This window comes from Alteromonas sp. R7 (genome assembly GCF_055755235.1).
Map to the genome: position 1 here is coordinate 37535 of NZ_JBVTQX010000010.1, position 25229 is coordinate 62763.

Genomic DNA, 25229 nt, shown 5'->3' on the forward strand with positions numbered 1-25229 from the left:
GTCGTTATCAATTAACAATTAGTTTATAGCGAGGGATGTGCCAACTCGTAAAAATAAGGTAAGTATATGAATTTAGTGAATTTTAACTTTTGATAAAAAATGAAGGTGGAATTGGGGGATTAAAGAAATACTAAAATTTAGCGAATTTAATGTAGAGGTGGTCAAAATGACTAACGCAAATTTTTTAACACTTGCGCAGCGACACTGGTGACCATGAGAAAGGTCAGAAATAGGGGCGCTAGTCTATAAAGAAGAGCAGCGCCGCCAATGTATAAAAGAGTGAATAGGTCTAGGACGCTTTACTTCTAAATTGTGAAACCATTGTCACTACTAGCGCAATGATCACACCAGCAGCAATACCAACAACACCATCAGCAAGTATAGACATAACCAGCGATGCGTCTGGGATAAGTGCGGTAAACCAGTCGGTAATAACGTGCAAAAAGCCAATGCTGTGTGTGAGGATGCCACCACCGACTAAAAACATAGCAACAGTGCCTAAAACCGCAAGGGTTTTCATTAATGCGGGGGCGGCAACTAATAACGCTCTGCCAATAAATCGTTGAAGGGTGTTCATTGAACCTGTTAACGACTTGCGAAGCATGTAAAGCCCAACATCGTCCATTTTAACTAGTGCCGCTACCAGCCCATAAACGCCAAGGGTAATCGCTAAGCTTAGTGCTACTAGTACACCAATTTGCGTAGTAAGTGTTGCATCGGTCACAGTACCTAATGCAATAACAATGATTTCAGCAGACAGTATGAAGTCGGTGCGTATAGCGCCTTTAATTTTATCTTTCTCAAACGCTACCATATCCACATCTTCGTGGGTAAGCGCTTCTATTCTGGCTTCTCGTGTTTTTTCTTCATCTTCGTGGGGAAGATATTTGTGTAGCAGTTTTTCTGCACCTTCAAAACATAAATATAACCCGCCCAGTACCAAAAGGACGGTTATAAGTGAGGGCACAAAAGCACTGATGGCTAACGCCGCAGGAACCAATATTGCTTTATTAATAAGTGAGCCTTTTGCTACTGCCCATACAACAGGTAGCTCTCGGTCTGCTTTAACGCCTTGGACCTGGTCGGCGTTTACCGCTAAATCGTCGCCCAAGACGCCCGCTGTTTTTTGCGCCGCGACTTTCGACATGGTTGCGATGTCGTCCATTAACGTTGCTATATCATCAAGTAGGGCAAGTAAGTTAGCTGCGGCCACGTCGAATATCCTTTGTTATGTATTACAGTTAGAGTAATCCCAGTAAATAGCAGCTTAGCGTACTTAAAACATGGGTGATATACAATCAGGAATAATGCCGATAAATCACAGTTCTTTTTAGGCAGTTTTCAGGGCTATCACCAACAGAAAAGGCGAAATCAGAGGAAGTGTGAGTTGAGAAGAGCACGCTCGTGCTCTTCTCATGTTGAAGTTAATTACTCCAAATGTTGTTTACCAGTTCTGGATGATCAACAAAAGGGTTTCGATTGTTCTGGAAATTGAAGGCAGCGTCATTCCTATCGATTTCTTTTTGGCTTACAGGGTCTTGAGAATGCCAGCTTAAAAGCAGAGTTAAGAACCAGCTTTCAAATACTTGATCACTCGTACCATTCAACACTGCGTCGCCATAGGTGCTATTCGTTTCCCAATTTGCAATGACGTTTTCATAACGTGTCGCCATGTAGAAATACGCTCTAGCGAAGTCACCTTTGAACTCGTCGATGGGCTCAAAAACGGTGCCTGTATAACCAGAAGCAGAAGAGCCCGCGCCCAGTTTGGAACCATTCGATGACGTATAAGTAGCACTTGCGACATCACCGTACGGATAGCTACTTCGGCGACCGTTAACGTAGCCGTCGGTTGCAAAAACGTGATGAACATCAGTATTCATAGGCGAGACTGCACCGCCAAACCAGCTGCGCGGGAAGGCGTGTTCGCGGTTATAGCAACTGCCTTCTCCACTATAGCTGCCACACTGGTCAGAACCAGCCGTGTAGCTGTAAGCGTCACTACCATTTGGGTTTTCTGAATACATGTCCAAAATGGAGCCGTCATTTTCATAGTAGCTGTCGCTTGTGTATGAAATATAGAATGTCCAAAGGTCGCCATAGCTTTGTGTATTATGATTTTTGATAATGTTGTAAAGCTCGGTTTTTAACGCATAGCCTGACAGACCGTTGGCACTTGCATAGTAACCAGTGAGTTCTGATGAACCACCACCACTGCCGCCGCCACTCGTTGTACCAACGCTAAAGCTGGTGCTTTCACTCGCGCCGAAAGAGCCGCCATTAGCAACAGACACGCCCTCTATTAGCAAGTTATAGCTGCCAGAGCCATAGGAGCAGCAAATTCCATCGCCATAGGCATCACTAATGGTAAAGGTATATTCTCCATCAGTAAGGCAAACCGCTTCAGTATAACTTTGGTTGCTAGCGTAGCTGCTGCCAGAGGCTTCAACTTGGTTGTTTGCGTTAGTTATTTGCCAACTGGTTTCGCTGCCGTAATTGTCGGTAGTTAAGTTCAAAACGCCTGAATGGCTAGCACACGTGCTTCCACCGCCGTTATTGCCACCTGACCCAAACGTAGTCGGCTCGAATGCGTCTACATAGACGGTTTCTGACCCATCAAAGCCCGTCTGATCATAAAAGCGTAACCCCACCTCAATCTCTTTTGACGCTGTAGCGGAATAAGAGAAAGTAAGCTGTTGCCAGTTTCCAGTTAATGAGTTGTCAGAATAACCTTGATAACCGTCTACATATAGGCGTGCTTTTACAGCACCTTCAGTGTGATATAGCCTCACTGAAAATTCATAATTTTGACCGGCGGTTACATTGATTGTCTGACGGAAGTCAGTTGAACCTTGCGTTGTCGTATTGACGGTAACTGCAGCAGACTTGCTTCCCGAGAATGAGTAGACCGAGTTTTCAGCTACACTAATGCCGGAGTCGATAGTTGACCATGAATTAGGTGCGCCAGACGTCCATGTTTCAAAGTCTCCATTGGAGACCTGACCCATGGCGATAGCGGGTAACAACGCACCTGCCAAGCCGACTATTTGACGTAAGTTTATATTCATTTATTTTCCGTTATTGTCTTTATTTTAAATGTATATTTATTCCTTAAACGTAGTGTTCGACGCCTTCCTAGGCGTATCAAATATTGCACGTATTTGTGACAAAATGAATAAAAGTGCTTAATCTAACGGCAGAGAGTACTGAGTTAACGGCAAGGAAATAGATGCAAATAAACGGTGAGTTAGGCAAAAGATCAGTACTACCTATTATGGACTGTTGGGAGCAATAAAATGACTGACAGCCCAATTCCATCGCTATCCGTACGCTCATATACGAAGCAAACGTGCCGCCATAAACACAACTACTTTCAGTTAGTGCTGCCCATCAACGGACATATCTTGATAGAAATCGATAATTTTAGCGGGCGGGTAGGCGTAGGCGAAGGCGTATGCATAGCGCCGAATGAGGTCCATTATTTTAGCGCTAACGAACTGTCAAAATTTATTGTGGCGGACTTGGAGTATGTGCCAGTTAATTTAAATGACAGGTTGCACCCGATATTTCAGGTAACGTCCGCATTACAGGCGTTTTTATCGTTTGTAGAGATTCAAATTAGCCAGTTTGCTGACCAAGGCCATGAAGAAATACTGGCGCTATTTTTAACCTTGCTAGAAACATCCTTGAAAGGATGCAGCATGGATAAGCGAATGACTCCTGTATTAAGCCATATTCATCGCGACCTTGCCCGAGGCTTTACACAGGTGGAGTTAGCACGGATAGCCTGCATGGGAACAACGCAATTCAAAACACGCTTTAAAGAAGCCACCGGGCATAGTTTACGAGATTACCTTGTAAAAGTGAGGATGGAAAAGGCCAAAGCACTACTTAGAAATACCGATACACCAATGTTGGGTATAGCTCAGCTAACAGGGTATGAAGATGTTGCAGCATTCAGTCGCCGGTTCAAAGCGTATTTCGGGCGACCCCCTAAGTTTTTCAAAAGAAAGTGACTGTGATAAGGGCTTACCTCACATGACGGTAAATCGTTGATAGAGAGGGCTAGTTAATCTCTTCGTCTTTAGGAAGTTTATTGACTCTGGCTTCTATAAAACGTTTGTGGTCGTCCATTTTGGTGCATTCTAAGGTTCCACCAGCAATTCCACTCAATATCGCCAAAGTTTTATTGGTCGTACTGCTACAGTTTACGCGTTTTGAAGGGCGTCGATTTTCATTAGCTTGTATTTGCTGTGTGCTTGGCCCGCTAAGAACAGGACTATTTTTACGCTCTTGAAATGCTTTTGCTGCTTGTTCTGCGTCTTCAGCGACTTTGTCACTGTGATACTTTTCAAAATAGAGGGCGGCGCCATCTTTTACCGACAGATTCAACGAGCCTGCGCGCCGATTTGCGTCTTTTGATAAAGTGGGCGACGGCAGTGTACTAGTCGGCTTACTTTCAATGGGTACCTGCTGTGTATCGGGCTCAGCATTTTTCTGCTGCTTGGGCGCAGGGCTTTCTACAATTTCATTCTTACTATCAAGTGCTTCAGTCGCTTTGGTTGCGTCAGGCTTCAACTCAATTTCTTGCCTTTTAGGGGAAACATCGATTGGTTTAGTTTCTTGTGGTTTAGCTTGGGCAGAAGGGCGTGGAACGGGGGGATAGTACAGTCTGGCGCTTATCTCCTGCGTTCGCTCCAAAACATTTACTCGTGCTTTTTGGTTGTTGATGCCCATTTGAGAAAGTATGACCACTACGATGATCCCAAACACATGTGCACAGCCCGAAATTAATAGTGGGCGCCACGCCGTTCTCTTTGCAACGGAATGGTGTTCAATGCTGCGCTCAGGCGCAAAGAAAGATGGGGTGATAGTCGTCATAGTAAACAACAGACCATGGGCCCTATCGAATAGTTCCATCCTAATTTCATCGCACTTTTTAGTCCTCTCACCTTACCGCAACCTCATACCGCTTCAAAATTGGGCAAATTTTTAACAGTGCACCATTAGTGTGCATTATTTTTGTGCGTTCATGAAGCGTTTGCTTGTATGTATTTGATTTATTTGGCTAATCATTTGTGGCATGGCTCTTGGTTTATCTTCCCATAGTTGGAAACACGACCATAAACCACAGAATAACCAAAACAAACTGGGAGCAACTCATGAAACTAGTCACAGCGATCATCAAGCCGTTCAAGCTAGATGATGTTCGTGAAGCCATTTCAGAAATCGGTATCGACGGTTTGACCGTGACCGAAGTGAAGGGCTTTGGACGTCAAAAAGGACACACTGAACTTTACCGCGGAGCGGAATATCAGGTGGATTTTCTACCTAAAGTCAAACTGGAAATTGCTGTTCAGGATGATCAAGTAGAGCGCCTGGTAGAAGCCATCGTTGGCGCTGCCAAAACAGGCAAAATTGGAGACGGCAAGGTGTTTGTTTACGACCTTGAACACGCCGTTCGTATTCGAACTGGTGAGTCGGATAGCGACGCGCTGTAAGCCACAACGATATATTTGCGGAGAAAACCATAATGGAAATCACTTTTGAACTTGGGTATGCGCTAGATACCTTCTATTTTCTAATCTGCGGTGCACTAGTTATGTGGATGGCTGCAGGTTTTGCGATGCTTGAAGCAGGTCTTGTTCGAGCGAAAAACACCACAGAAATTCTAACTAAAAACGTGGCGCTATTCGCTATCGCTTGCACTATGTACATGATTTGCGGTTACGGCATTATGTACGGTGGCGGCGACTGGGGTCCATTCCTAAGCGGTATCATGGCTGATGGCGCAACAGGTGTCGCTGAAGAGCCAGCAACGTATGCACCTTCTGCTGACTTCTTCTTCCAAGTAGTATTTGTTGCAACAGCAATGTCTATCGTATCTGGTGCGGTAGCTGAGCGTATGAAGCTTTGGGCATTCCTAGCGTTCGCAGTTGTTATGACGGGCTTCATCTATCCAATGGAAGGTGCTTGGACATGGGGCGGCGAAGCAGTATTCGGTATGTATACGCTTGGCGATCTTGGTTTCTCTGACTTTGCAGGTTCAGGTATTGTTCACATGGCTGGTGCAGCTGCTGCTCTTGCTGGTGTTCTTGTGCTTGGTGCTCGTAAGGGTAAATACACCGCTGACGGTAAAGTAAACGCGATTCCAGGTGCAAACTTACCGCTTGCAACTTTAGGTACATTCATCCTTTGGATGGGTTGGTTTGGCTTCAACGGCGGTTCAGTACTGGCTACTGCAACTGTTGAAAGTGCAAACTCAGTAGCGATTGTATTTATGAACACAAATGCTGCAGCTGCTGGTGGTGCAATTGCTGCACTTATCGTAGCACGCATTCTATTCGGTAAGGCTGACCTAACTATGGTACTTAACGGTGCTCTAGCCGGTCTTGTAGCTATTACAGCAGAGCCTTCAACACCTACACCACTACAAGCTACGCTGTTCGGCGGCCTTGGTGGTATTTTAGTAGTGCTTAGCATTGTTGCACTAGACAAGCTTAAGATTGACGATCCAGTGGGCGCAATTTCAGTTCACGGCGTGGTTGGTCTTCTAGGTCTTATCCTTGTACCTTTCACTAACGATGGTTCAAGCATCTCTGGTCAGCTAATTGGTGCAGCGACTATCTTTGTATGGGTATTCGTAGTGAGCCTAGTGGTATGGCTAGTGATTAAAGCGGTTATGGGTGTACGTGTGAGCGAAGAAGAAGAATTCGACGGCGTAGACATGAGCGAATGTGGTCTGGAAGCATACCCAGACTTCACAAGCAGCCGTTCGTAAGAGAGTCTCGATTAGGCAACGAAACAACAATAACAATAATGCCTTATTACTTCGTTTAAGCCCCGCTAATGCGGGGCTTTTTTCGTTTCATGCAATGTGTTTTATGACCATTACTGAGCTTAGGAAAAGAGCCTAGGCGTAATGTGACAATAACGCTACACTATGAATCGATAGACTAACGCTAGATTTATTATCGGCAACGTTTTAGTAAAAGGACGGTTATGATTGCAAGTGTGCGACTTCTACCTTTGATACTGGCTTTCTTTAGTATCAGCTGTTTGGGCTATGACAGAATAACGGGGCATCCCTTTGCAAGTCGCTCAGAAGTTATTGCAAAGAACGGCATGGCAGCAACAAGCCAACCATTAGCTACGCAAGTGGCGTTGGATATTTTAAAACAAGGCGGCAGTGCAGTTGATGCAGCTATTGCAGCTAACGCCATGTTAGGTTTAGTTGAGCCTACAGGCAGCGGTATTGGCGGCGACCTATTTGCCATTGTGTGGGATGCAAAAGAAGAGAAGCTAGTCGGCTTAAACGCTTCTGGCCGTTCACCCAGACAGTTAACCAAAGCGGTGTTTGCCGAGCGTGGTTTGCATCAAATTCCAAAATTTGGTCCGCTACCCGTTTCTGTCCCTGGCGCTGTAGATGGCTGGTTTGCACTACACGAAAAATTTGGCAAGCTGCCCATGTCTGCGCTGCTTACGCCATCTATCAAATATGCCCGTGAGGGGTTTCCTGTTTCAGAAGTCATTGCCTATTACTGGCAGATGAATCAAGAGCGAATTGGTCACTATGACGGCTTCGCAGAGACTTTTCTTATCGACGGGAAAGTACCGCAAAAAGGCGATGTTTTTAAAAACCCTGGCTTAGCCGTGACCTATGAAAAGATTGCAACAGGCGGGCGAGATGCTTTTTATAAAGGCGATATCGCACGCACTATCGATGCTTACATGAAGTCCCAAGGCGGCTTTTTGTCATACCAGGATTTGTCATCGCATACCTCGGAGTGGGTAGAGCCCGTTTCTGCTAACTATCGCGGTTATGATGTGTGGGAACTTCCGCCCAATGGACAAGGCATAGCGGCCCTACAGATTCTTAATGTGCTTGAGCACTATGATATCGAAGGAATGGGGTTTAACTCAGCAGACTACATCCATACCTTTGTTGAAGCCAAGAAGCTCGCCTTCGAAGATCGCGCTAAGTTCTATGCGGATCCAGACTTCAACGATATTCCAGTCGACTGGCTAATTTCGAAAGAGTATGCCGCTAAGCGCCAGAAGCTCATAGATAATGAACGCGCAGCGAATCGCGTTGATGCGGGTATTTATGAAGGGGATACCATTTATCTGACCGTTGCTGATAAAGAGGGCAATATGGTGTCCTTAATTCAAAGTAACTACCGCGGAATGGGCTCAGGCATGACACCTCCAGGGCTAGGTTTTATTCTTCAAAATAGAGGTGAGATGTTTACGCTTGAAGAAGGGCACTTTAACGAATATCGCCCGGGAAAGCGTCCATTTCACACCATTATCCCGGCTTTTGTAACAAGAAACGGTAAGCCAGTGATGAGCTTTGGCGTGATGGGCGGTGGAACTCAGCCTCAAATGCATGCGCAAATTATTGTAAACATTCTCGACTTCGGAATGAATTTGCAGGAAGCGGGGGATGCTCCACGCATACTGCACAGTGGGTCGAGTAGCCCAACGGGCGCGTTGATGACTGATGGTGGCTATGTGAGCTTAGAATCAGGGTTCAGTGAAACCGTTCAGCGAGAACTCATGGAGCGGGGGCATAAGCTTCAACGCGTGGTAGGCGCGTTCGGTGGCTATCAGGCCATCGCTTGGGACGAGCAGAAAGGTGTCTATTTTGGCGCTTCAGAAACGCGAAAAGATGGACAAGCCGCGGGCTATTAAGCACACTAGTGTAAATAATAGGCGGCGGAGTTAATTTGTTCCCCCGTTTGCTGCTTCGCTTTAAAGGGTTTCAAAGTTTGAAGCAGCCGCTACACTTTACGATAAGGTTCGCACAACAAAGCGCGGCGAATGATCGCCAGCAGCGAAACGTCAGAACAAGGCGTTAATAACAACAAGAGCGGCAATGACACAACCACAAAAAGGCCTCTGCGCTGAGCCAAATTTACATGCACAGTATTTACTACTGAACGTCATTGATGACGATAGCCAAGCCGTACGCGCCAAACTATCTCGCGTGCTGGATATATTCGAGCATTTTGAGAATGAGCACTATGAAGCCATGGTAACCGGCGTTGTCGCTATTGGCACCGGTTACTGGGCTGAGGTATACCCCGGTTTGATACCTGTTGAGCTTGCCCCTTTTCCTGATATGCAGTGTGATGATAGAAGTGCCCCCACCATGCCTTGCGATCTCTTCATTCAAATTCGCGCTGATAGGCTGGATATTTGCCATGCGGTTGGCATTGAAGTGATGGATTTGTTGCGTATTCATGTAGAACTGGTAGAGCAAATAAGAGGGTTTAGGTACTTAGATGGCCGTGACCTCAATGGTTTTCTCTATGGCGCAGATAATCCACGTGGCATGAAGCGGAGACAAGTCGGCATTATTGGCGAAGATGACCCTGATTTTAGCGGTGGCAGCTATGTTCACATACAACGCTATCGCCACGATTTAAGGCGCTGGAATAGTCTTTCAAGCCGTCAGCAAGAACAAGTGATGGGCACCACGCAAGAACACAATTTGGTAAGTAGCGAACAGTCTGAATCTTCGCATTGTGTTAGGGCAAGCACTGTTGCGCCCGATGGCGACGAACCAAGGCTAATTAAGCAAGGCATGCCATACGGTGATATGGCCTCCCAAGGTTTATTCTTTGTAAGCTGTAGTGCCAGTGCGCGGCCATTTAAACAGATGCTCCACAGCCAAATATACGGCAACGGTGAAGGCGATTATGACAGATGGCTGGACTTTACCAGTGCTGAAACAGGTGCTGCGTTTTTCGCGCCATCCATTAATTTTATTCGCCAGCAGGCTAAGTTATCTGAGTCCTAAATTTAACCGTCGCTTATGGCCATTGGGATTAGTAGACTAGCGCACCATCCCAATCCTCCTTAAAATCGACGCTTCTGTAAATTCGACAAACATCTATGTGATGATGCGCTAGCGAATCGTTTGGGCTCATAGCGACAGCGGTCTCAAAAAAAGAAATGGCCTCGTCCCATTGCTGATTTATACGGCATGCGATACCTGCGGCAATCTTGGTCTGAACCGCTAACTTCTTTTCCTGCTCACTCTCTGAAAGGTGGCTTAACACCTCGTATATTTCAATTGGCGCTTTTCGTCCTTTCACTCTTACCCAGTCAAGCAAGCGGGTTTTAATTGGCAAGCCAGACCCTATGGTCTGAAGAACTTGGGCACTTACGATAATATCCGCCTCGTATTTGGGGGTTAAAGCTTCTAAGCGAGAAGCAATGTTTACGCTATCGCCAATGACGGTGGTATCCATCCTATCTTCTGAACCTACCGTACCCATAATAACAGGGCCAAAGTGGATACCTATTCCCATATTAATTGGTTCGTAGTTACTGTTCTTTCTATGGCCGTTATATATTGTCAGCGCTTTGCGTAAGTCGAGCGCAGCATTAACCGCATCCATAGCTTTTTGTTGTGAAGATCCTTCGCGATGATCGAACAGCGCCATAATGGCGTCGCCCATGAACTTATCAATAAAACCGTGGTTTTGATGAATAGGATCATTCATTCTGGTGAAATAAGAATTAAGAAAGTTCATCAACTCTTGTGGCGTAATACGTTCAGAAAAGCCGGTAAAGCCTCTGATATCGCAAAACATAATCGCAACGTCGTTTTCTGCCGCATAGCCAAGACCCAGCGCGTCTACGTCAGAATTCGACATGTGCTCCACAAACTGCTTTGGAATGAATTTTTGAAAGGTTTGTGTAAGCCTTTGGGCCTCATCGGCAGCTGTGTGAAAGTGCGTTTCATCGTCGTTTTTTGCGACAGTGGTGGAGACATGACGCCGACGTTTAAATTGGCTAGCTCTGTATGCAAACCGACGGCTGCGCCTTACGTGCAAAGTTGTGATAGCGACACTGTAGAGAAAAAGTGCGCAAATAGCGCCAAACTGCCAATCCATTGATAACACCACACCTATAAACTGCTTTTAAATGAAGGCTAATAATCTAGCCCGCGAGGAATTCAAGCGTTACGTATGAGAGAAGCAATGAAGAAGAGGCACTAATACGCCACGGTGGGCGTATTAGTGCAAAAATTACCAGAAAGGAATTAACTTAAAGCGTTGAGAACACTTTATCTGCTGCAGCAAGGGTTTGCTCAATGACTGCAGCGTCATGCGCTTTAGAAACAAAGCCCGCTTCATAAGATGCAGGTGCTAAGTAAACGCCTTGCTCTAGCATACCGTGATAGAACTTGTTGAATTGCTCGGTATTACAGTTAATTGCTTGCTTGTAGTTCGTGACTTTCTCTACGTCAGTAAAGAATATCCCAAACATACTGCCGGCAATATTAGTAGTTAGACTAATATTGTGTTTGTCAGCAAGGGCTTGGAAACCATCCACTAGCGTTTGCGTATTTTCGAAAATTGAATCGTAAAGTCCAGGCTGCTTTATTTGCGTTAAAGCAGCAAGACCTGCAGCCATTGCTACCGGGTTACCAGAAAGCGTACCCGCTTGGTAAATTGGCCCTGTCGGTGCTATGTGAGTAATAATGTCACGACGGCCACCAAAACAGCCCACTGGCATACCGCCGCCAATGACTTTACCCAAGCAAGTCAGGTCTGGTTTGATGTTATAACGCTCTTGCGCCCCGCCGCGAGATACGCGGAAGCCTGTCATTACTTCATCAAAAATCAATACGCTGCCATATTGGTCGCAAATAGCGCGAAGTCCTTCAAGGAAGCCTTCCACAGGAGGGATACAGTTCATGTTACCTGCGACAGGTTCAACGATAATGCACGCAATATCATCGCCATGGGCTTCGAAGATTTCTTTTACGCTGTCTAGGTTGTTGTATTCAACGGTAAGCGTATGCTCAGCAACATTTGCTGGAACACCTGGTGAACTTGGTACACCAAGGGTTAGCGCCCCTGAGCCCGCTTTCACTAGCAGTGAGTCGGCGTGCCCGTGATAGCAGCCTTCAAACTTAACAATTTTGTTTCTGCTCGTGTAGCCGCGAGCCAGGCGAATAGCTGACATAGTGGCCTCTGTACCAGAGTTCACCATGCGTACCATTTCCATAGATGGAACCAGTTCGCTAACCAACTCAGCCATGATCACTTCAGCTTCGGTAGGTGCACCGAAAGACAGTCCGTTATACGACGCTTCAATAACCGCTTCGCGAATTTGGGCGTTATTGTGACCTAGAACCATAGGGCCCCAAGACTGAATATAGTCAATATATTGCTTACCATCCGCATCCCACATGTAAGCGCCATCAGCTTTCGTGATGAAGCGAGGTGTACCGCCTACCGCTTTAAAAGCGCGAACGGGTGAATTTACGCCACCAGGAATGGTTTTTTGGGCGCGGGTAAATAGGGCTTCAGATTTTTGCATGTAATTACTTACTCTTATTGCTGTACCAAACAACGTCACGCTCGTACTTAGTGAGAAGGTTTTCTACACCCAGAGTAAGCGCAAACAATGCCATTCTGACAAGTACACCATTGTCGGTTTGTCTAAAAATGGCGAGGTTTGGATTGAGGTTTAGATCGTTATCTAATTCGTTGGCTTCCATACGTGAATCTCGTGGAAGTGGATGCATGATAACGGTCTTCGACTGAAAGTGTTTCGTGTAAATCGACTGATTAAGGCGGAACTTACCTCGGTATTTGTTGGCTTCTTCTTGAGAAGGAAAGCGCTCTTCCTGAATGCGTGTTTGATAGCATATGTCCGCATCCATATTCCCTTCAAGGGTATCGGTAATGGTAAGCTGGTGCCCCGCATTTTCGATGGCGTCTATGATGGGCTGAGGCATGGCCAGCTCTTTTGGCGAAATGAGCGTAAAGCGAATGTTTTTAAACAAACATAACAAGCGAGATAAAGAGTGTACTGTTCGGCCGTAACGCAAATCACCAATCATGGCGATGTGTAAGCCGTCAATGCCGTGACCATTGTATTCCAGTTCACGTTTAATCGTGAACAAGTCCAACAGTGCTTGGGTTGGGTGTTCGTTTGCACCATCACCACCGTTGATAACAGGTACACGACTACCTTCGGCAAATTCTGCCACTGAACCCGCCGCAGGATGTCGCATTGCAATAATGTCGGAATAGCCGCTCAGCACACGGGCTGTGTCGTACAATGACTCACCTTTAGCCAGCGCAGAGCTCGACATGCCGGTGGTTTCTCTAACTTCACCACCTAAAAGGTTGAATGCGGTACCAAAGCTAACTCGCGTACGGGTACTTGGCTCAAAGAAAAGGTTACCGAGAATGGCGCCATCTAGCACGGTTGTGCGCTTTTGTCGTTTGGCATAGGGTTGCATGGAATTGGCAACTGAGAACACTTTCTCAATGGCCTCGCGATCGAATTGATTAACCGAAAGAATGTGGTTACCGGTAAAGTCAGACATGCGCTTCTCAATCATCAACGAAAACGGCGCTAGTTTATAATACCGCTGGGGTTAAGTCATTAGCGCAACGTTAATCTTGCCATACGTTTTTCTCAGTTTGGCGTTTTATTGAAAAGGGCTTTCCACAAATCAAAACGCAAGTGTGCATATGCGCATATGTCGACTAATTGTGTTGCTGAGTATAGTGGGTAAAGAGTAAAAGGATCTTTTCAGCCGCGCTATTTACGTGGGCTGTAATCGCTTCGTCTTGAAGCGGAGACTGTATGCCGCACAGCATCATTGTGTGATATTCCCCCTTAAGCAGGGCGCAATAGTCAACTGCCAGCTGTTGGGCGATATCACGGCTTAAGCTACCTTCTCCGAACTTCTCTATGACATCACTCAATGTAGATAGGGAAGCTTCGGGGCCAGCCTGATAAAAAAGTGTTGCCACATGGGGGCTATTTACCGCTTCAGCTATAATTACTCGAAAGATAGCAATGGCTTCAGGATCTTGTAATAGTCGCACAAACTGACAGCCAACTTTTCGTAAACATTCTAATAGTGAGAGTGAACCTGAAGTGGCGTCGATAAGTTGCTGGGTGTCGAGTTGGTAAGATCTGCATTTCGATGAGATTGCCGCTTTAAAGAGAGCATCTTTTCCTTCGAAATGAGAATAGACCGTTTGTTTAGACACACCAGAGGCTTTAGCCACAGTGTCCATAGATGTGTTGGCAAAGCCCTCTTTTAAGAACAGGCAAGACGCTGCATGCAATATAAGATGGTATTTCTCTTCGCTTTTAGGTCGGCCTTGCTTTCGAGTGGTAGCCACGTTCGTTCTCACTTTATTGACGAATATTTAAATATCAAACTGGACGGTCTAGTATTTATATACTAGCATAGCACAATAAGTATGCAAATATAGCCCAGAGCAAACGCTAAACTGGTTAAAGGAAATGTTATGACTGCTGCAACGACGCCTTCTAAAAGTGGCAAACTCTCACTTATTATCGCTATTGCCGTTTTTACTGCAGCGTTGGTCATTCTTTTGATGACAGCAGGTCTTGGCAATGCGACACAAACGCCAGAGGCAAGAGTTCCCGTTGCAGTGTCCACTGGAACAGTCAAAATTCAATCGGGCTTTGAAACTCCAATCAATGTTTTTGGGCTAATCGAATCCCCGCGGGCCACTTCGCTTTCATTCGATATGGCAGGGCAAGTCAATACACTACTTGTTGAAGAGGGCGATGTAGTAAGCAAGGGAGATGTTCTAGCCCGTCAAGATATTCAGCGTCTCAATGCCAGAAAACGTGAGCTTCAAGCCTCACTTGAGCGTGCGAACGCCGACCTTGAACTTGCTAAAGTAAACAGCGAAAGAACCACGTCGTTGGTTGAGAAAAAGCTAGAATCAGCGCAGCGACTAGACGAAACCAAGGCAAGTCTCAATGTCGCTAAGGCCCAAGTTAGTGAAATGCAGGCCGCCCTTGAATCACTGAATGTAGAAATAGAAAAAACGACCCTTATTTCTCCCTTCGATGGCGTAGTCAATCGACGCTTTTTTGATGAAGGCAGTGTAGTTAGCGCTGGAACCCCGGTGTTTGGAATTACAGGCATAGAGAATTATCAGGCACGTTTCGCGGTACCTGCCGATGTTGTGGATCAGTTTGACCTTAATGAGCCGGTGCTGGTTAGCGTCGGGGATATTGATGTGGCGGGTACTGTTACGCAACGCTTACCTGTTCGCAACGTGCAAACGCGAACCATTGATATTTTAGTGACATTAAATAGTAATGAGCGGGTACGCCCCGGTGACATGGCTATTTTGTCTGGCTTTCGTTCTCACTCTGAGACAGGAAGTTGGCTGCCGGTTAACGCGCTAAGCAACGGCTTGCGCGGTTTGTGGCGCGTATTTGTTTTATCAAACGAGCAAAACGCCACCCTTGAAGCCCGTGTAGTGGAAGTTGTATATACCGACGGAAACAACGCGTTTGTGCGCGGAGCGCTTAAAGATGGAGAGGTTTACGTAAGCGAAGGTACACACAAACTCGCACCTGGCCAGATGGTATCAATCCCTAGTCAACATCAAGCTGGGGCACGCTAATGAAGTCCTTTAACTTCGGCTCAGATAAATCTTATCCATGGTATACCTTATTTTACCGACGAGGGCATTTACTCATACTGAGTCTTCTGGTGCTAGTCACAGCAGGGTTGTCAGCATTAGGCTCTCTGCCGCGTATTGAAGACCCGCGAATAGATACGCGAAACGCATTAATCATCACTCAATACCCAGGCGCATCGGCGGAACGGGTAGAGGCTTTGGTTAGTGATGTGCTTGAAGACAGGCTTAGAGAAATATTTGAAATAAAGGAAGTGAAGTCCACGTCGCGTGCTGGTATCTCCATTATCCTTATAGAAACGCAAGACTGGATAAATAATTCAAGTAACGAACAACTATTCAGTGAAATTCGCGATGCCATTGGCGCTGCCGCTGAGTCATTCCCTGAAGGTGCAATGGCGCCAGTTTTCGATGAAAAGCGCGGCGCGACAGCGTTCACTTTATTGCTATCTGTGCGAGCAGACCACTTTGAAAATACCCCTATTACACTCACCGCGCGTTTGGCTCAAGAACTTACAGACAGGCTGCGAAACGTTAACGGCACTGAGCTAGTGCGTGTATACGGCGCACCGCAGGAAGAGATTAGCGTCAATATCGACCCTATTAAGCTTGCCGCAACGGGTCTTACCTTACAGCAAGTAAGCAATTTAATAAGCCGCGCCGACCCCAAATTACCTGCGGGTATGCTTAACTCCCAGCAAAGTAATTTGCGCTTTACAGTGGGAGAGGGCTTAAATGGCGTGAACATGATTGCTTCAATTCCCTTAGTTAACGAGCAAGGCCGCTACTTACGGGTAGAAGACGTCGCTACAGTGGAGCGCAGTTTTACTACCCCTCGCAACGAAGTGGCATTTCTAAATGGTGAAGAGTCTATATTTGTGGCAGCGCGTATGCAGCCGTCACTGCGTTCTGATGTATGGACAGAAAATGCATTAGCAGTAGTGGAGCAGTTCAATAAAGACTTCAGCGGAACCTTAACCGCTACCGTCGCATTTGAGCAAAACGAATATACCGCTACTCGCCTTGCTGACTTATCGATGAACCTGCTTATGGGGTGCGCCGTGGTCATGATGGTTATTCTACTTTTCATGGGGTTTCGTGCTGCGTGGATTGTGGGCCTGGCACTTCCCTTATGCGCCGCTTTTGCCCTGTTCTCTTTAAGTTTTTACGACGAGCAAATTCACCAAATGTCTATCTTTGGCATGATCATCGCCATTGGTTTACTAATCGATAATGCCATTGTTATTACCGATGAAATTCGCATTAATTTACAAGATCCTAATTTAACGCGAGTAGGTGCTATGGCCAAAAGCGTTTCACATCTATTTGTACCGCTTTTGGCTTCAACGCTTACGACCATTTTAGGCTTTATGCCCATCTTTCTTTTAGACGGAAACATTGGTGACTTTGTTGGCCCGATTGCCATTAGCGTGGTGATGGCACTTATTGGCTCGCTGTTTATTTCTCTTACTATCATTGCAGCCCTCGCTGCCCGATTTTTGCCAAAGCACGACAATAGTTTGCAACATGAAATAGCATCGAAGGCGTGGTGGAAAGTGGGATTACAAGCGCCAGAGCTCAGTCTCGCTTTTAAAAAGCAATTGGGTAGATGGGTTAAACAGCCAATTTTGGTGTTACCGGTTATTGCTATCCTTTGTTTATCGGGTTTTGTATTGTCGGGCACCTTGGCGAATGTGTTTTTCCCAAGTGCAGATAGAGACCAGTTCGAAGTGTACCTGTGGACCAAAGAAGGGAGCAGCATCGACAACACAACGAGCTATGTTAAAAAAATAGATAGTGCTATTCGCAGTGAGCAAGGCGTGAAACAAGTTAGTTGGTTAGTCGGGGGCTCTGCGCCGTCGGTGTACTACAACCAGATGATGACGCGTGACAACATGCCTTATTTCGCAAATGCTGTGGTGTCGACAGATACAGTGGATGACGCTGTTGCGCTAGTGGGCAAACTACAACAAGAGCTTGATAGCGCGTATCCAGAAGTACAAATTGTAGTGCGAGCCTTTGGGCAGGGGCCGCCTATTGCGGCGCCTGTTGAGGTAGAGATTTTCGGCCCTGATCTGAATGTGTTGAATGACCTAGGCGACAAAGTACGCATGTTAATGTCTGAAGTCGACGGCATTTCTCAGTCTATAACCAGCGTTTCAATGGGAGAACCCGAGCTTAAAATAAACGCGGACAGCGATAACCTGTCTTACTTGGGGCTTACGCTTTCCGAGCTTGCCAATCAAATGCAGATAAACTTTTCAGGTATTACCGGTGGTTCTGTTTTGGAAAGCACAGAAGAAATTCCTGTACGCGTAAGGCTAGACGAGGCGTATAGACAAAATGTAACGGGCGTAGACGCCATGCCAATTCCGGTTGCAGGAGACAATGCTATTTCTTGGTCGCCACTTGCTGCTGTAACAAACTTAACGCTTCAGCCTGCAACCAGCAGTATTACGCGCCTTGATGGCGAAAGGCTAAATCGTATTCAGGCGTTTTTGCTTCCTGGTGTCCCGGCCATTGATGCAAGTAATCATTTGCGAGATCTTCTCGAAAGTCGATTAATTCTTCCCGAAGGATATCGTATTCATTTAGCGGGAGACGCTGATGAACAGCAGCAAGCATTAGGTAAATTAGCGACCTATGCGCCGGTGCTGTTGGTTCTTATGGTAACAACTCTCATTCTGACTTTTACCAGCTTGCGCATGGCGGGTGTAATCGGATTAGTGGCAATACTTTCTGTAGGGCTGGGTATGTTCAGTCTTTGGATATCTGGATTGCCGGTTGGGTTTAATCCGCTGCTAGGTTGTGCTGGCCTTATTGGCGTAGCAATCAACGGATCGATAGTGGTCATTGCCGCTATCAACGCGAACCCCAAAGCAAAGCAGGGAGACACGAAAGCCATTGTTGAAGAAACCATGAGCTGTAGCCGCCATATTTTATCGACTACTTTCACAACGGTAGGTGGATTGATTCCTTTGCTATTGTTCAGTGAAGGTAGCTTTTGGCCGCCGTTGGCCGTGGTGCTGGCTGGTGGAGTAGGATTCTCGGTAATCTTGTCGTTAGTCTTTACGCCAACTATAGTGGCGGCTTTTCAACGATACCGTTATAGAAATCACACATTGGCATAATTTTACGGTTAAACTATCCCTTTTTAACCCACGTATAAATTTGGCTTACTTAGCGTATGCGAAAATCAAATCCTCTTTTGCGTTGGTGGCAAACCGACTGCGTTAAGTGTAAACGCATGAGACTTTATATCGTTTGGGCCGTAATCATGTTGGTGGTGTATTTTTATGTCTGGTACTAGTGTCGAACCAATCTATATCCGAGCAGCCTCGAAAAGTAACGGTATTACCAGCCTGGTGCTGGGCTGTATCGGTTTGTGTGTTGCGGCACTGTGGTTAGCCTTTCTTCCCGATTGGCTGTTCTTAGCGGGGATTTTCATCACCAGTGCCGCGTTAGTGTGCTTGCTCGTAGGGTACTTCAAAATTCGTGAGCCGGACTATAGTTTGGAAATAGCCAAAGACTATATTACCTATCGTCATCGCTTAGGCAGCTGGCGTATTCACTGGGACAACTTACAGCGCGCAGATTGCCCCCGTGTTCGTCATGGGCTGGAGCATATTCCCCTTGAAACCATCGGTTTCAAAATCAAAAGTTACACGGATTTCCTCAATACGATTTCACCACGGCTTGCAACGCACTTGTTAATGGAGCAGCGGCCATTGCTAATGCAGAACACAGATGAGAATTGCGCTTCTGGAAGCTGTTATGAGCAATCTATGTTTGACGATAAGCAGTACGTTATGGAAGACGGGACCATCATTAAAGGCATTAAAGCTATGCTGGCACATCGTATGGTAGAGCTAAGAAAGCGCCTTGGGTATGATATTTTTATCGCGAGCTCAGAGCTAGATAGGGATGCCAGCGAGTTTGCAGGACTTATTGCTCAGTGCCAGAAAGCTAGGCAGTCTTCTGAAGCCAGCTAAGCTCATCGTAGCAATTAGACTTTATTTGCCTAGCTGCGGCTGTCCTTCAATTTACTCTCGTTAAGCACTTTCTTGGCTTCGGCAATAAGGGCTGGTAAGTTTTCCTCGACTAGCTTGTGCTGACCAAGTTTAAGTGAGCTCTCTGTTTCGTTGGCTAAATGCTGCATGCGCGGCAGACCTGTATAGCAACACGCACCGTGTAGTTTGTGAACTTCGGTCTTAAGCCCATTGTAATCTTGATCGTCCCAAAGCGCCGAAAGTGTCTCGATAGTTTCGGGCAGTAACGCAATAAAACTGTCTAACATTTCTTTTGCTGTATCTTGATTTTGATTTGCTCGTTTAAGTGCTAGCTGCCAGTCGATAGAGGGAAAGACGATTTCACCGGGCTCAACATTGTGGCACCACGAATTGATAAGCGTAATAAGTAGCTCAACCTCAATAGGCTTAGGTAAGTAATCGTCCATGCCAGAGGCAAGCAATCTTTCTTGCTCTTCTTTAAACGCGTGGGCTGTCACTGCCACTATTGGGGTACCCATATTCAACGGTGATTTACGAATTTCTCGGGTGGCCTGCAGTCCGTCCATGCCTGGCATCTGCACGTCCATGAGAATTAAGTCAAACTCTTGAGTCTGGCACTGATTGACGGCGTCTTGTCCACTAATCGTTGTGGTGAGCTCGACAGGAGAATGATCGAGCCACGTATGCAGCAGTTTAAGATTCATTTCCATGTCATCAACGGCAAGAATTTTAGCTTTTGGTAGCGTGCCTATTTTCTCTTGTATCGCATTTTTAGCTGGCGTTGTATGGTGGTGCACCAGGCTATCTAACTTGGTAAGCGTCATCGGCATACGCGCTTGTGAATGGAAATGTTGCGACAGGCTTGGGTATTGCGCAAAAGGTTCAGGGCCGGAATACCAAAGTATGCGCTTTTGCGCAGGGAATTGTACAAAACGACTTAAATAGGTATCCCGCAATCCCATCTTACTTACCGGCACAGTTGCCATGAAAAAGTCGTACTGGCCTTTAAGTGACATCAAATAATCTAGTGATTCAACAGAGGTAACCTGCGCACCCAAAATCGATAACATGCTTGCACTTGAGCGACGTGTTGCAGGTACCGGGTCGAAAATAACCACGTTCTTACCTTTCCAGTCTTCACTACTAGTTAACGCATATTTCTGGCTTAACTGGTTCATACGTAGTGATACGTTAAACGTAGAGCCTTGGCCTAATACACTTTTTAGCGTTAGATCACCGTTCATTAAGCGAACCAGCTCTCGACTTATCACGAGACCTAATCCAGTGCCTTGGTAATTACGGTTAAGGGCGTCGTCTACTTGCGAGAAGGCGTTAAATAGCTTTTTTCTGTCTTGTCGGCTTATTCCGATACCTGTGTCTTCAACGGTAATATTTACTTCGTGAATACCATGAGGAAGCGAGCGTCCGCTCACCGAAAACGTAATGGTACCGCTGGACGTGAATTTAAGTGCATTACTTAACAAGTTATTGAGCACTTGCTTAATACGAAACACATCGCCAATGAGTTTTTCAGGGAGCGGGTGCAAATCAAATACAAATTCGATGCGCTTGCTGTGGGAAGATTTAGCCATGATAGTGACCATTTCTTCAAGCAGCTTATTGGGCGAGAAAGGCTGATTATTAATTTGCAGTTTACCGGCCTCAATCTTAGAAAAATCGAGGATATCGTTAACGATTGTTAGCAGGTTGTCCGCAGCCGTGTTAACAATTCTGACTTGCTCTTGCTGGTCAGTGGGCAGCGACGCATTGTTCAACTCTTTGCTGAACCCCAAGATAGCATTAAGAGGTGTGCGAATTTCATGGCTCATGTTGGCCAGAAATTGAGATTTAACGTTACTGGCTTTTATCGCATCTTTGCGCGCGATATCTAAACGGGCATTCTGCTCTTCAATGAGCTCCATATTGTTGCGCAAATCATTTGTTGCTTGCTCAACTTCGCTTTCCAGCTGGCCTCTGCTTTTCTCCATTAATGCAAAGGAAAAGAGCCCTGCTTCTAAGAAAACACCCACCTGAAAACAATAGGTGGTGAAGTCGTTGGAAGGTAAAATTCCGATAAGGCTTAACATACCTATAATTGCGCCTGTGGCGAGCATACTCCATGCAAATATGAAGTAACGCGCGGGCTTAAACTTATTGAAAAATGCTTCGAACCCGGCGTAGATATAACTCAATATCGCCACAAGACCCACGCCGTATACTAGGTTGTTCTTCCAAATAGAAGGAAGCAGATCGACGAAGCACACCAGCCCTGTTAACGCTTGGCAAACCAACAGTAAGTTAATGACAGGATGTGCCGTGGGAGAGTGCTTTTCCGTTTCCAAAAATGTCTTGGTAAAAAAGCCTGAGCTTATACCAATAATTACGAATATCAGCTCGGAATGCCCAACCAGCCAAGAGGGGATCCCCTGACTAAACAGCAAGTGCGTATGGCCGCCCCACACAAACTGCCACAGAATAACCGCAGCGATATAGCCAACATAGGCAATCAGACTTTTTTCCCGCACGCCAAAAAATAGAGCAAGGTTATAAATAGCGAGAATAAGCAATCCGCCGTAGAAAAAGCCCCAGAGCAAGCTGTCCATTTGGAAGTAGCTGCTATGTAGCGGTTCGGCTTGAATTCGAAGTGGTGCAATTAGGCTAGACGAGCGACTTTCAATGCGTATGTAAAGGTCGACAGGATCGCTATCAGGCAGCTCAACACGAAAGGTTGGCACACGAAAACGCTGTTCTTTTTGAGCTTTCCCCTGATGGCTTTGCTTTATTACCTTGCCGTTTTGCACCAAATAAAAATCAACACTGTCGAGTTGGCTGAAATTTATTGAGAACACCCAGTGTTTATCGTTTGAAACATTGGCAACAGAAGTGAGTAGCCACATGCCATTATTACGAAACCCAAAGTTAGGGTTGTCATGGGGATGCATAAGGAAGTCATTGCGCCTTCGTGATACATCGCTGATAGTAAGCTGATAATCGGTTTCAAATAAAAAATACAGAGAGTCTGATAAATCTAGCGTACTTTCTTCATCGAAGAGCTGCTCGATATGCTGCGCGCTGGCATTCGAAGGCAGGTAACTGCTTACAACAAGAAATAAAAAAAAGAATACGCGAAAGATAGCCATGATTATCTGTACTTACGTTACCGTTTGATTAGGGGCTTTATTATTTTTTAGTTTTACTCGTAAGAGTGAAAATTGAACGGCAAATTTCACCCAATGCTATTTAACCACTCTCTTTGAAGAATAACAAAACAAACCCTCACCCCATACAGTGAGTAAGACCCAAAAGTCGCGACAATTGGTTTCAAGGATTGCACACAAATGCGGTTTACCCCACAATAGCCTTTAACGCTCGGGAGCTTTCACTAAGTGGTGCGCTAAATTGTCCACAATCGACAGCCTAACTAGCACGAGCGCATTGGTATTAATAACAAAACGAAAAAACTATCATGAGTGACGAGATCATCATTAATCGCGATGGGGTAGAGCAACTTCCTCTTCGACGTTTCACCGAAGACGCTTATCTAAACTATTCCATGTACGTCATCATGGATCGTGCACTTCCACATATTTCGGATGGCTTAAAGCCTGTTCAGCGACGCATCATTTATGCGATGTCAGACCTAGGGTTAAATGCAAACGCCAAATATAAAAAATCGGCGAGAACCGTAGGTGATGTGCTGGGTAAGTTTCACCCTCACGGCGATTCTGCCTGTTATGAGGCGATGGTGCTCATGGCTCAGCCTTTCTCTTATCGCTACCCTTTAGTAGATGGTCAAGGTAACTGGGGTGCGCCGGATGATCCGAAATCGTTTGCTGCCATGCGTTATACGGAAGCTAAGCTCTCGCGCTTCTCTGAGGTGCTGCTGAATGAACTTGGACAAGGTACGGTAGATTGGGTACCTAATTTTGACGGTACGCTAAACGAGCCTAGCGTGCTTCCAGCTCGCTTGCCACATATCCTATTAAATGGCGTGACAGGGATTGCCGTTGGCATGGCGACGGATATTCCTCCTCACAACGTGAGAGAGTTGGCCAACGCGTGTGCCATGTTGTTAGACAACAGCAAAGCCGAGCTTAGCGACGTGCTAGAACACGTTAATGGACCTGACTATCCTACCGAAGCTGAAATTATTACGCCAAAGGCTGATATTCAAAAACTGTACGAGACTGGGCGTGGTTCTATAAAAATGCGCGCGGTGTATATGGAAGAAAACGGTGATGTTGTCATTACCGCTCTACCTCACCAAGCGTCTGGTGCCAAGATACTAGAGCAAATTGCCGCGCAAATGCAGGCGAAGAAGTTACCTATGGTAAGCGATCTTCGAGACGAATCGGATCATGAAAATCCAACCCGTTTGGTGATTACGCCTCGCTCAAATCGCATCGATGTAACTCAGCTGATGCAGCATTTATTTGCAACTACCGACCTAGAGAAAAACTACCGGGTCAACTTGAACATGATTGGCCTGGACGGTCGCCCTCAGGTGAAAGATTTACGTACGATTTTGTCTGAATGGTTGCAGTACCGAAAAGATACCGTGACGCGCCGCTTGCAATACCGTTTAGATAAAGTGTTAGCGCGTTTGCATATTTTAGAAGGTTTATTAATTGCGTTTTTGAATATCGATGAAGTTATCGAAATTATTCGCACGTACGACAAACCAAAACCAGAATTAATGGCGCGATTCGGTTTAAGTGACACACAAGCGGAAGCAATTCTGGAATTGAAGCTTCGTCACTTAGCCAAGTTAGAAGAAATGAAGATTAAAGGCGAGCAAGATGAACTTGCAGAAGAGCGCGACAAGCTCCAGCAGCTTCTAGGCTCAGATCGCCGTCTTAAAACCCTAATTAAGAAAGAAATCCTTGCAGACGCTGAAAAGTACGGTGACGACAGACGCTCACCTATTGTTGAGCGTGGTGAAGCTAAAGCGCTGTCTGAAAAAGAGCTGGTACCTGCTGAGTCTGTAACCGTTGTGCTGTCAGAAAAGGGCTGGGCACGCTGTGCAAAAGGTCACGATATCGATGCGGAAGGTTTAAGCTACAAAGCTGGTGATGCCTATTTATCCAGCGCCGAAGGCAAGAGCAATCAGCCTGCCGTGTTCATGGATAGTTCAGGTCGTACTTTCTCTTGTGACGCTCATGGATTACCTTCTGCACGAAGTCAGGGAGAGCCGCTAACAGGCCGCTTCAGCATAGTGGGTGGCGAGTCATTCCAACACGTCATTATGGCGCAAGACGAAAGCAAATTCTTAGTAGGTTCTGATGCAGGCTACGGCTTCGTCGGCACATTTAAAGATATGGTGAGTAAGAACAAGGCGGGTAAAGCCTACTTATCATTGCCTACTGCGGCGAAAGTGATGAAACCAACACCGGTTACAAATCCAGACTCCGACTGGTGCCTAAGTATTTCTAATGAAGGTCGCATGCTCATGTTCCCACTACGCGACTTACCAAGTTTAGGTAAAGGGAAGGGGAACAAGCTTATCAATATTCCTTCTGCAAAATCGCAATCTCGAGAAGAGTACGTGAAGGTGCTTGCTGTTGTACCTGATGGTGCCGCAATTAAAGTGGGAGCCGGTAAGCGCAACATGACACTGACGGCTGACGACCTTACCCACTATCAGGGAGAAAGAGGCCGAAGAGGGAATAAATTACCGCGAGGACTACAGCGGGTTGATACGGTTGAAGTTGTCTTACCCAGCAAGGACGAAACATCTGAAGATTTGTCATAAAGTTTAAGTTGT

General features: G+C 46.0%; 17 protein-coding genes. 9 read left to right on the plus strand and 8 right to left on the minus strand.

Annotated features, from left to right (window positions below; all coding sequences use genetic code 11):
* Positions 1–289: 289 nt before the first annotated feature.
* Positions 290–1213, minus strand: coding sequence for a DUF808 domain-containing protein (locus AC0J2X_RS15660; protein ID WP_014975461.1), 924 nt, complete (start codon positions 1211–1213; stop codon positions 290–292).
* Between the two features lie 211 nt (positions 1214–1424).
* Positions 1425–3068, minus strand: a complete 1644-nt coding sequence (locus AC0J2X_RS15665) for an endonuclease (RefSeq protein ID WP_014975462.1) — start codon at positions 3066–3068, stop codon at positions 1425–1427.
* Between the two features lie 228 nt (positions 3069–3296).
* Between AC0J2X_RS15665 and AC0J2X_RS15670 the strand changes: the two genes are divergently transcribed.
* On the plus strand, positions 3297–4016 hold the full coding sequence (locus tag AC0J2X_RS15670) for an AraC family transcriptional regulator (protein ID WP_014975463.1): 720 nt from the start codon (positions 3297–3299) through the stop codon (positions 4014–4016).
* Positions 4017–4065: 49 nt separating this feature from the next.
* Here AC0J2X_RS15670 and AC0J2X_RS15675 read toward each other — a convergent pair whose 3' ends face one another.
* Positions 4066–4881 carry a hypothetical protein gene (locus AC0J2X_RS15675; protein ID WP_472996187.1) on the minus strand — a complete coding sequence of 272 codons (816 nt, stop codon included), beginning with the start codon at positions 4879–4881 and terminating at the stop codon, positions 4066–4068.
* A 281-nt stretch (positions 4882–5162) separates the two neighbouring features.
* Between AC0J2X_RS15675 and glnK the strand changes: the two genes are divergently transcribed.
* The 4 genes from glnK (at position 5163) to AC0J2X_RS15695 (ending at position 9805) form a co-directional block, all read left to right on the plus strand.
* Entirely contained in the window at positions 5163–5501 is a 339-nt protein-coding gene (gene glnK, locus AC0J2X_RS15680) for a P-II family nitrogen regulator (protein ID WP_012516988.1), read from the plus strand.
* A 32-nt stretch (positions 5502–5533) separates the two neighbouring features.
* Complete coding sequence (locus tag AC0J2X_RS15685) at positions 5534–6781, plus strand: ammonium transporter (protein ID WP_014948004.1); 1248 nt, start codon at positions 5534–5536, stop codon at positions 6779–6781.
* A 221-nt stretch (positions 6782–7002) separates the two neighbouring features.
* On the plus strand, positions 7003–8694 hold the full coding sequence (ggt, locus tag AC0J2X_RS15690) for a gamma-glutamyltransferase (protein ID WP_131137939.1): 1692 nt from the start codon (positions 7003–7005) through the stop codon (positions 8692–8694).
* A 184-nt stretch (positions 8695–8878) separates the two neighbouring features.
* On the plus strand, positions 8879–9805 hold the full coding sequence (locus tag AC0J2X_RS15695; RefSeq protein WP_014948006.1) for a Dyp-type peroxidase: 927 nt from the start codon (positions 8879–8881) through the stop codon (positions 9803–9805).
* Positions 9806–9833: 28 nt separating this feature from the next.
* Here the strand turns inward: AC0J2X_RS15695 and AC0J2X_RS15700 are convergent, their stop codons facing one another.
* The 4 genes from AC0J2X_RS15700 to AC0J2X_RS15715 form a co-directional block, all read right to left on the minus strand.
* Positions 9834–10907 (minus strand): adenylate/guanylate cyclase domain-containing protein, encoded by a 1074-nt coding sequence (locus AC0J2X_RS15700; protein WP_472996188.1) that lies wholly within the window; start codon positions 10905–10907, stop codon positions 9834–9836.
* Positions 10908–11061: 154 nt separating this feature from the next.
* Positions 11062–12342, minus strand: coding sequence for a glutamate-1-semialdehyde 2,1-aminomutase (gene hemL / locus AC0J2X_RS15705; protein ID WP_014948008.1), 1281 nt, complete (start codon positions 12340–12342; stop codon positions 11062–11064).
* A gap of 4 nt (positions 12343–12346) precedes the next feature.
* Positions 12347–13360, minus strand: a complete 1014-nt coding sequence (locus AC0J2X_RS15710; RefSeq protein ID WP_014948009.1) for an aspartate carbamoyltransferase — start codon at positions 13358–13360, stop codon at positions 12347–12349.
* A gap of 163 nt (positions 13361–13523) precedes the next feature.
* A complete protein-coding gene (locus tag AC0J2X_RS15715; protein WP_014975467.1) occupies positions 13524–14171 on the minus strand; it encodes a TetR/AcrR family transcriptional regulator in 648 nt (215 codons plus the stop codon).
* A gap of 129 nt (positions 14172–14300) precedes the next feature.
* On the opposite strand from AC0J2X_RS15715, the gene AC0J2X_RS15720 reads away from it, so the two are divergent.
* From AC0J2X_RS15720 to AC0J2X_RS15730, 3 genes are all read left to right on the plus strand, one after another.
* Complete coding sequence (locus tag AC0J2X_RS15720; RefSeq protein ID WP_472996189.1) at positions 14301–15440, plus strand: efflux RND transporter periplasmic adaptor subunit; 1140 nt, start codon at positions 14301–14303, stop codon at positions 15438–15440.
* Positions 15440–18586, plus strand: a complete 3147-nt coding sequence (locus AC0J2X_RS15725) for an efflux RND transporter permease subunit (RefSeq protein ID WP_239300341.1) — start codon at positions 15440–15442, stop codon at positions 18584–18586. The genes AC0J2X_RS15720 and AC0J2X_RS15725 overlap by 1 nt, the downstream gene beginning before the upstream one ends.
* A 165-nt stretch (positions 18587–18751) precedes the next feature.
* Positions 18752–19447, plus strand: a complete 696-nt coding sequence (locus tag AC0J2X_RS15730; RefSeq protein ID WP_472996190.1) for a DUF2982 domain-containing protein — start codon at positions 18752–18754, stop codon at positions 19445–19447.
* Between the two features lie 29 nt (positions 19448–19476).
* Here the strand turns inward: AC0J2X_RS15730 and AC0J2X_RS15735 are convergent, their stop codons facing one another.
* A complete protein-coding gene (locus tag AC0J2X_RS15735) occupies positions 19477–22605 on the minus strand; it encodes a hybrid sensor histidine kinase/response regulator (RefSeq protein WP_239300336.1) in 3129 nt (1042 codons plus the stop codon).
* Positions 22606–22931: 326 nt separating this feature from the next.
* On the opposite strand from AC0J2X_RS15735, the gene parC reads away from it, so the two are divergent.
* Positions 22932–25217, plus strand: a complete 2286-nt coding sequence (parC, locus tag AC0J2X_RS15740; RefSeq protein ID WP_472996191.1) for a DNA topoisomerase IV subunit A — start codon at positions 22932–22934, stop codon at positions 25215–25217.
* The last annotated feature ends 12 nt before the right edge of the window (positions 25218–25229 follow it).

Coding starts and splice junctions, on each gene's coding strand:
- AC0J2X_RS15735 (WP_239300336.1), bottom strand. CDS start 22,605: ATGGCTATCTTTCGCGTATTCTTTTTTTTATTTCTTGTTGTAAGCAGT.
- parC (WP_472996191.1), top strand. CDS start 22,932: ATGAGTGACGAGATCATCATTAATCGCGATGGGGTAGAGCAACTTCCT.
- AC0J2X_RS15730 (WP_472996190.1), top strand. CDS start 18,752: ATGTCTGGTACTAGTGTCGAACCAATCTATATCCGAGCAGCCTCGAAA.
- hemL (WP_014948008.1), bottom strand. CDS start 12,342: ATGCAAAAATCTGAAGCCCTATTTACCCGCGCCCAAAAAACCATTCCT.
- AC0J2X_RS15670 (WP_014975463.1), top strand. CDS start 3,297: ATGACTGACAGCCCAATTCCATCGCTATCCGTACGCTCATATACGAAG.
- AC0J2X_RS15675 (WP_472996187.1), bottom strand. CDS start 4,881: ATGACGACTATCACCCCATCTTTCTTTGCGCCTGAGCGCAGCATTGAA.
- AC0J2X_RS15725 (WP_239300341.1), top strand. CDS start 15,440: ATGAAGTCCTTTAACTTCGGCTCAGATAAATCTTATCCATGGTATACC.
- AC0J2X_RS15695 (WP_014948006.1), top strand. CDS start 8,879: ATGACACAACCACAAAAAGGCCTCTGCGCTGAGCCAAATTTACATGCA.
- AC0J2X_RS15700 (WP_472996188.1), bottom strand. CDS start 10,907: ATGGATTGGCAGTTTGGCGCTATTTGCGCACTTTTTCTCTACAGTGTC.
- AC0J2X_RS15665 (WP_014975462.1), bottom strand. CDS start 3,068: ATGAATATAAACTTACGTCAAATAGTCGGCTTGGCAGGTGCGTTGTTA.
- ggt (WP_131137939.1), top strand. CDS start 7,003: ATGATTGCAAGTGTGCGACTTCTACCTTTGATACTGGCTTTCTTTAGT.
- AC0J2X_RS15685 (WP_014948004.1), top strand. CDS start 5,534: ATGGAAATCACTTTTGAACTTGGGTATGCGCTAGATACCTTCTATTTT.
- glnK (WP_012516988.1), top strand. CDS start 5,163: ATGAAACTAGTCACAGCGATCATCAAGCCGTTCAAGCTAGATGATGTT.
- AC0J2X_RS15720 (WP_472996189.1), top strand. CDS start 14,301: ATGACTGCTGCAACGACGCCTTCTAAAAGTGGCAAACTCTCACTTATT.
- AC0J2X_RS15710 (WP_014948009.1), bottom strand. CDS start 13,360: ATGTCTGACTTTACCGGTAACCACATTCTTTCGGTTAATCAATTCGAT.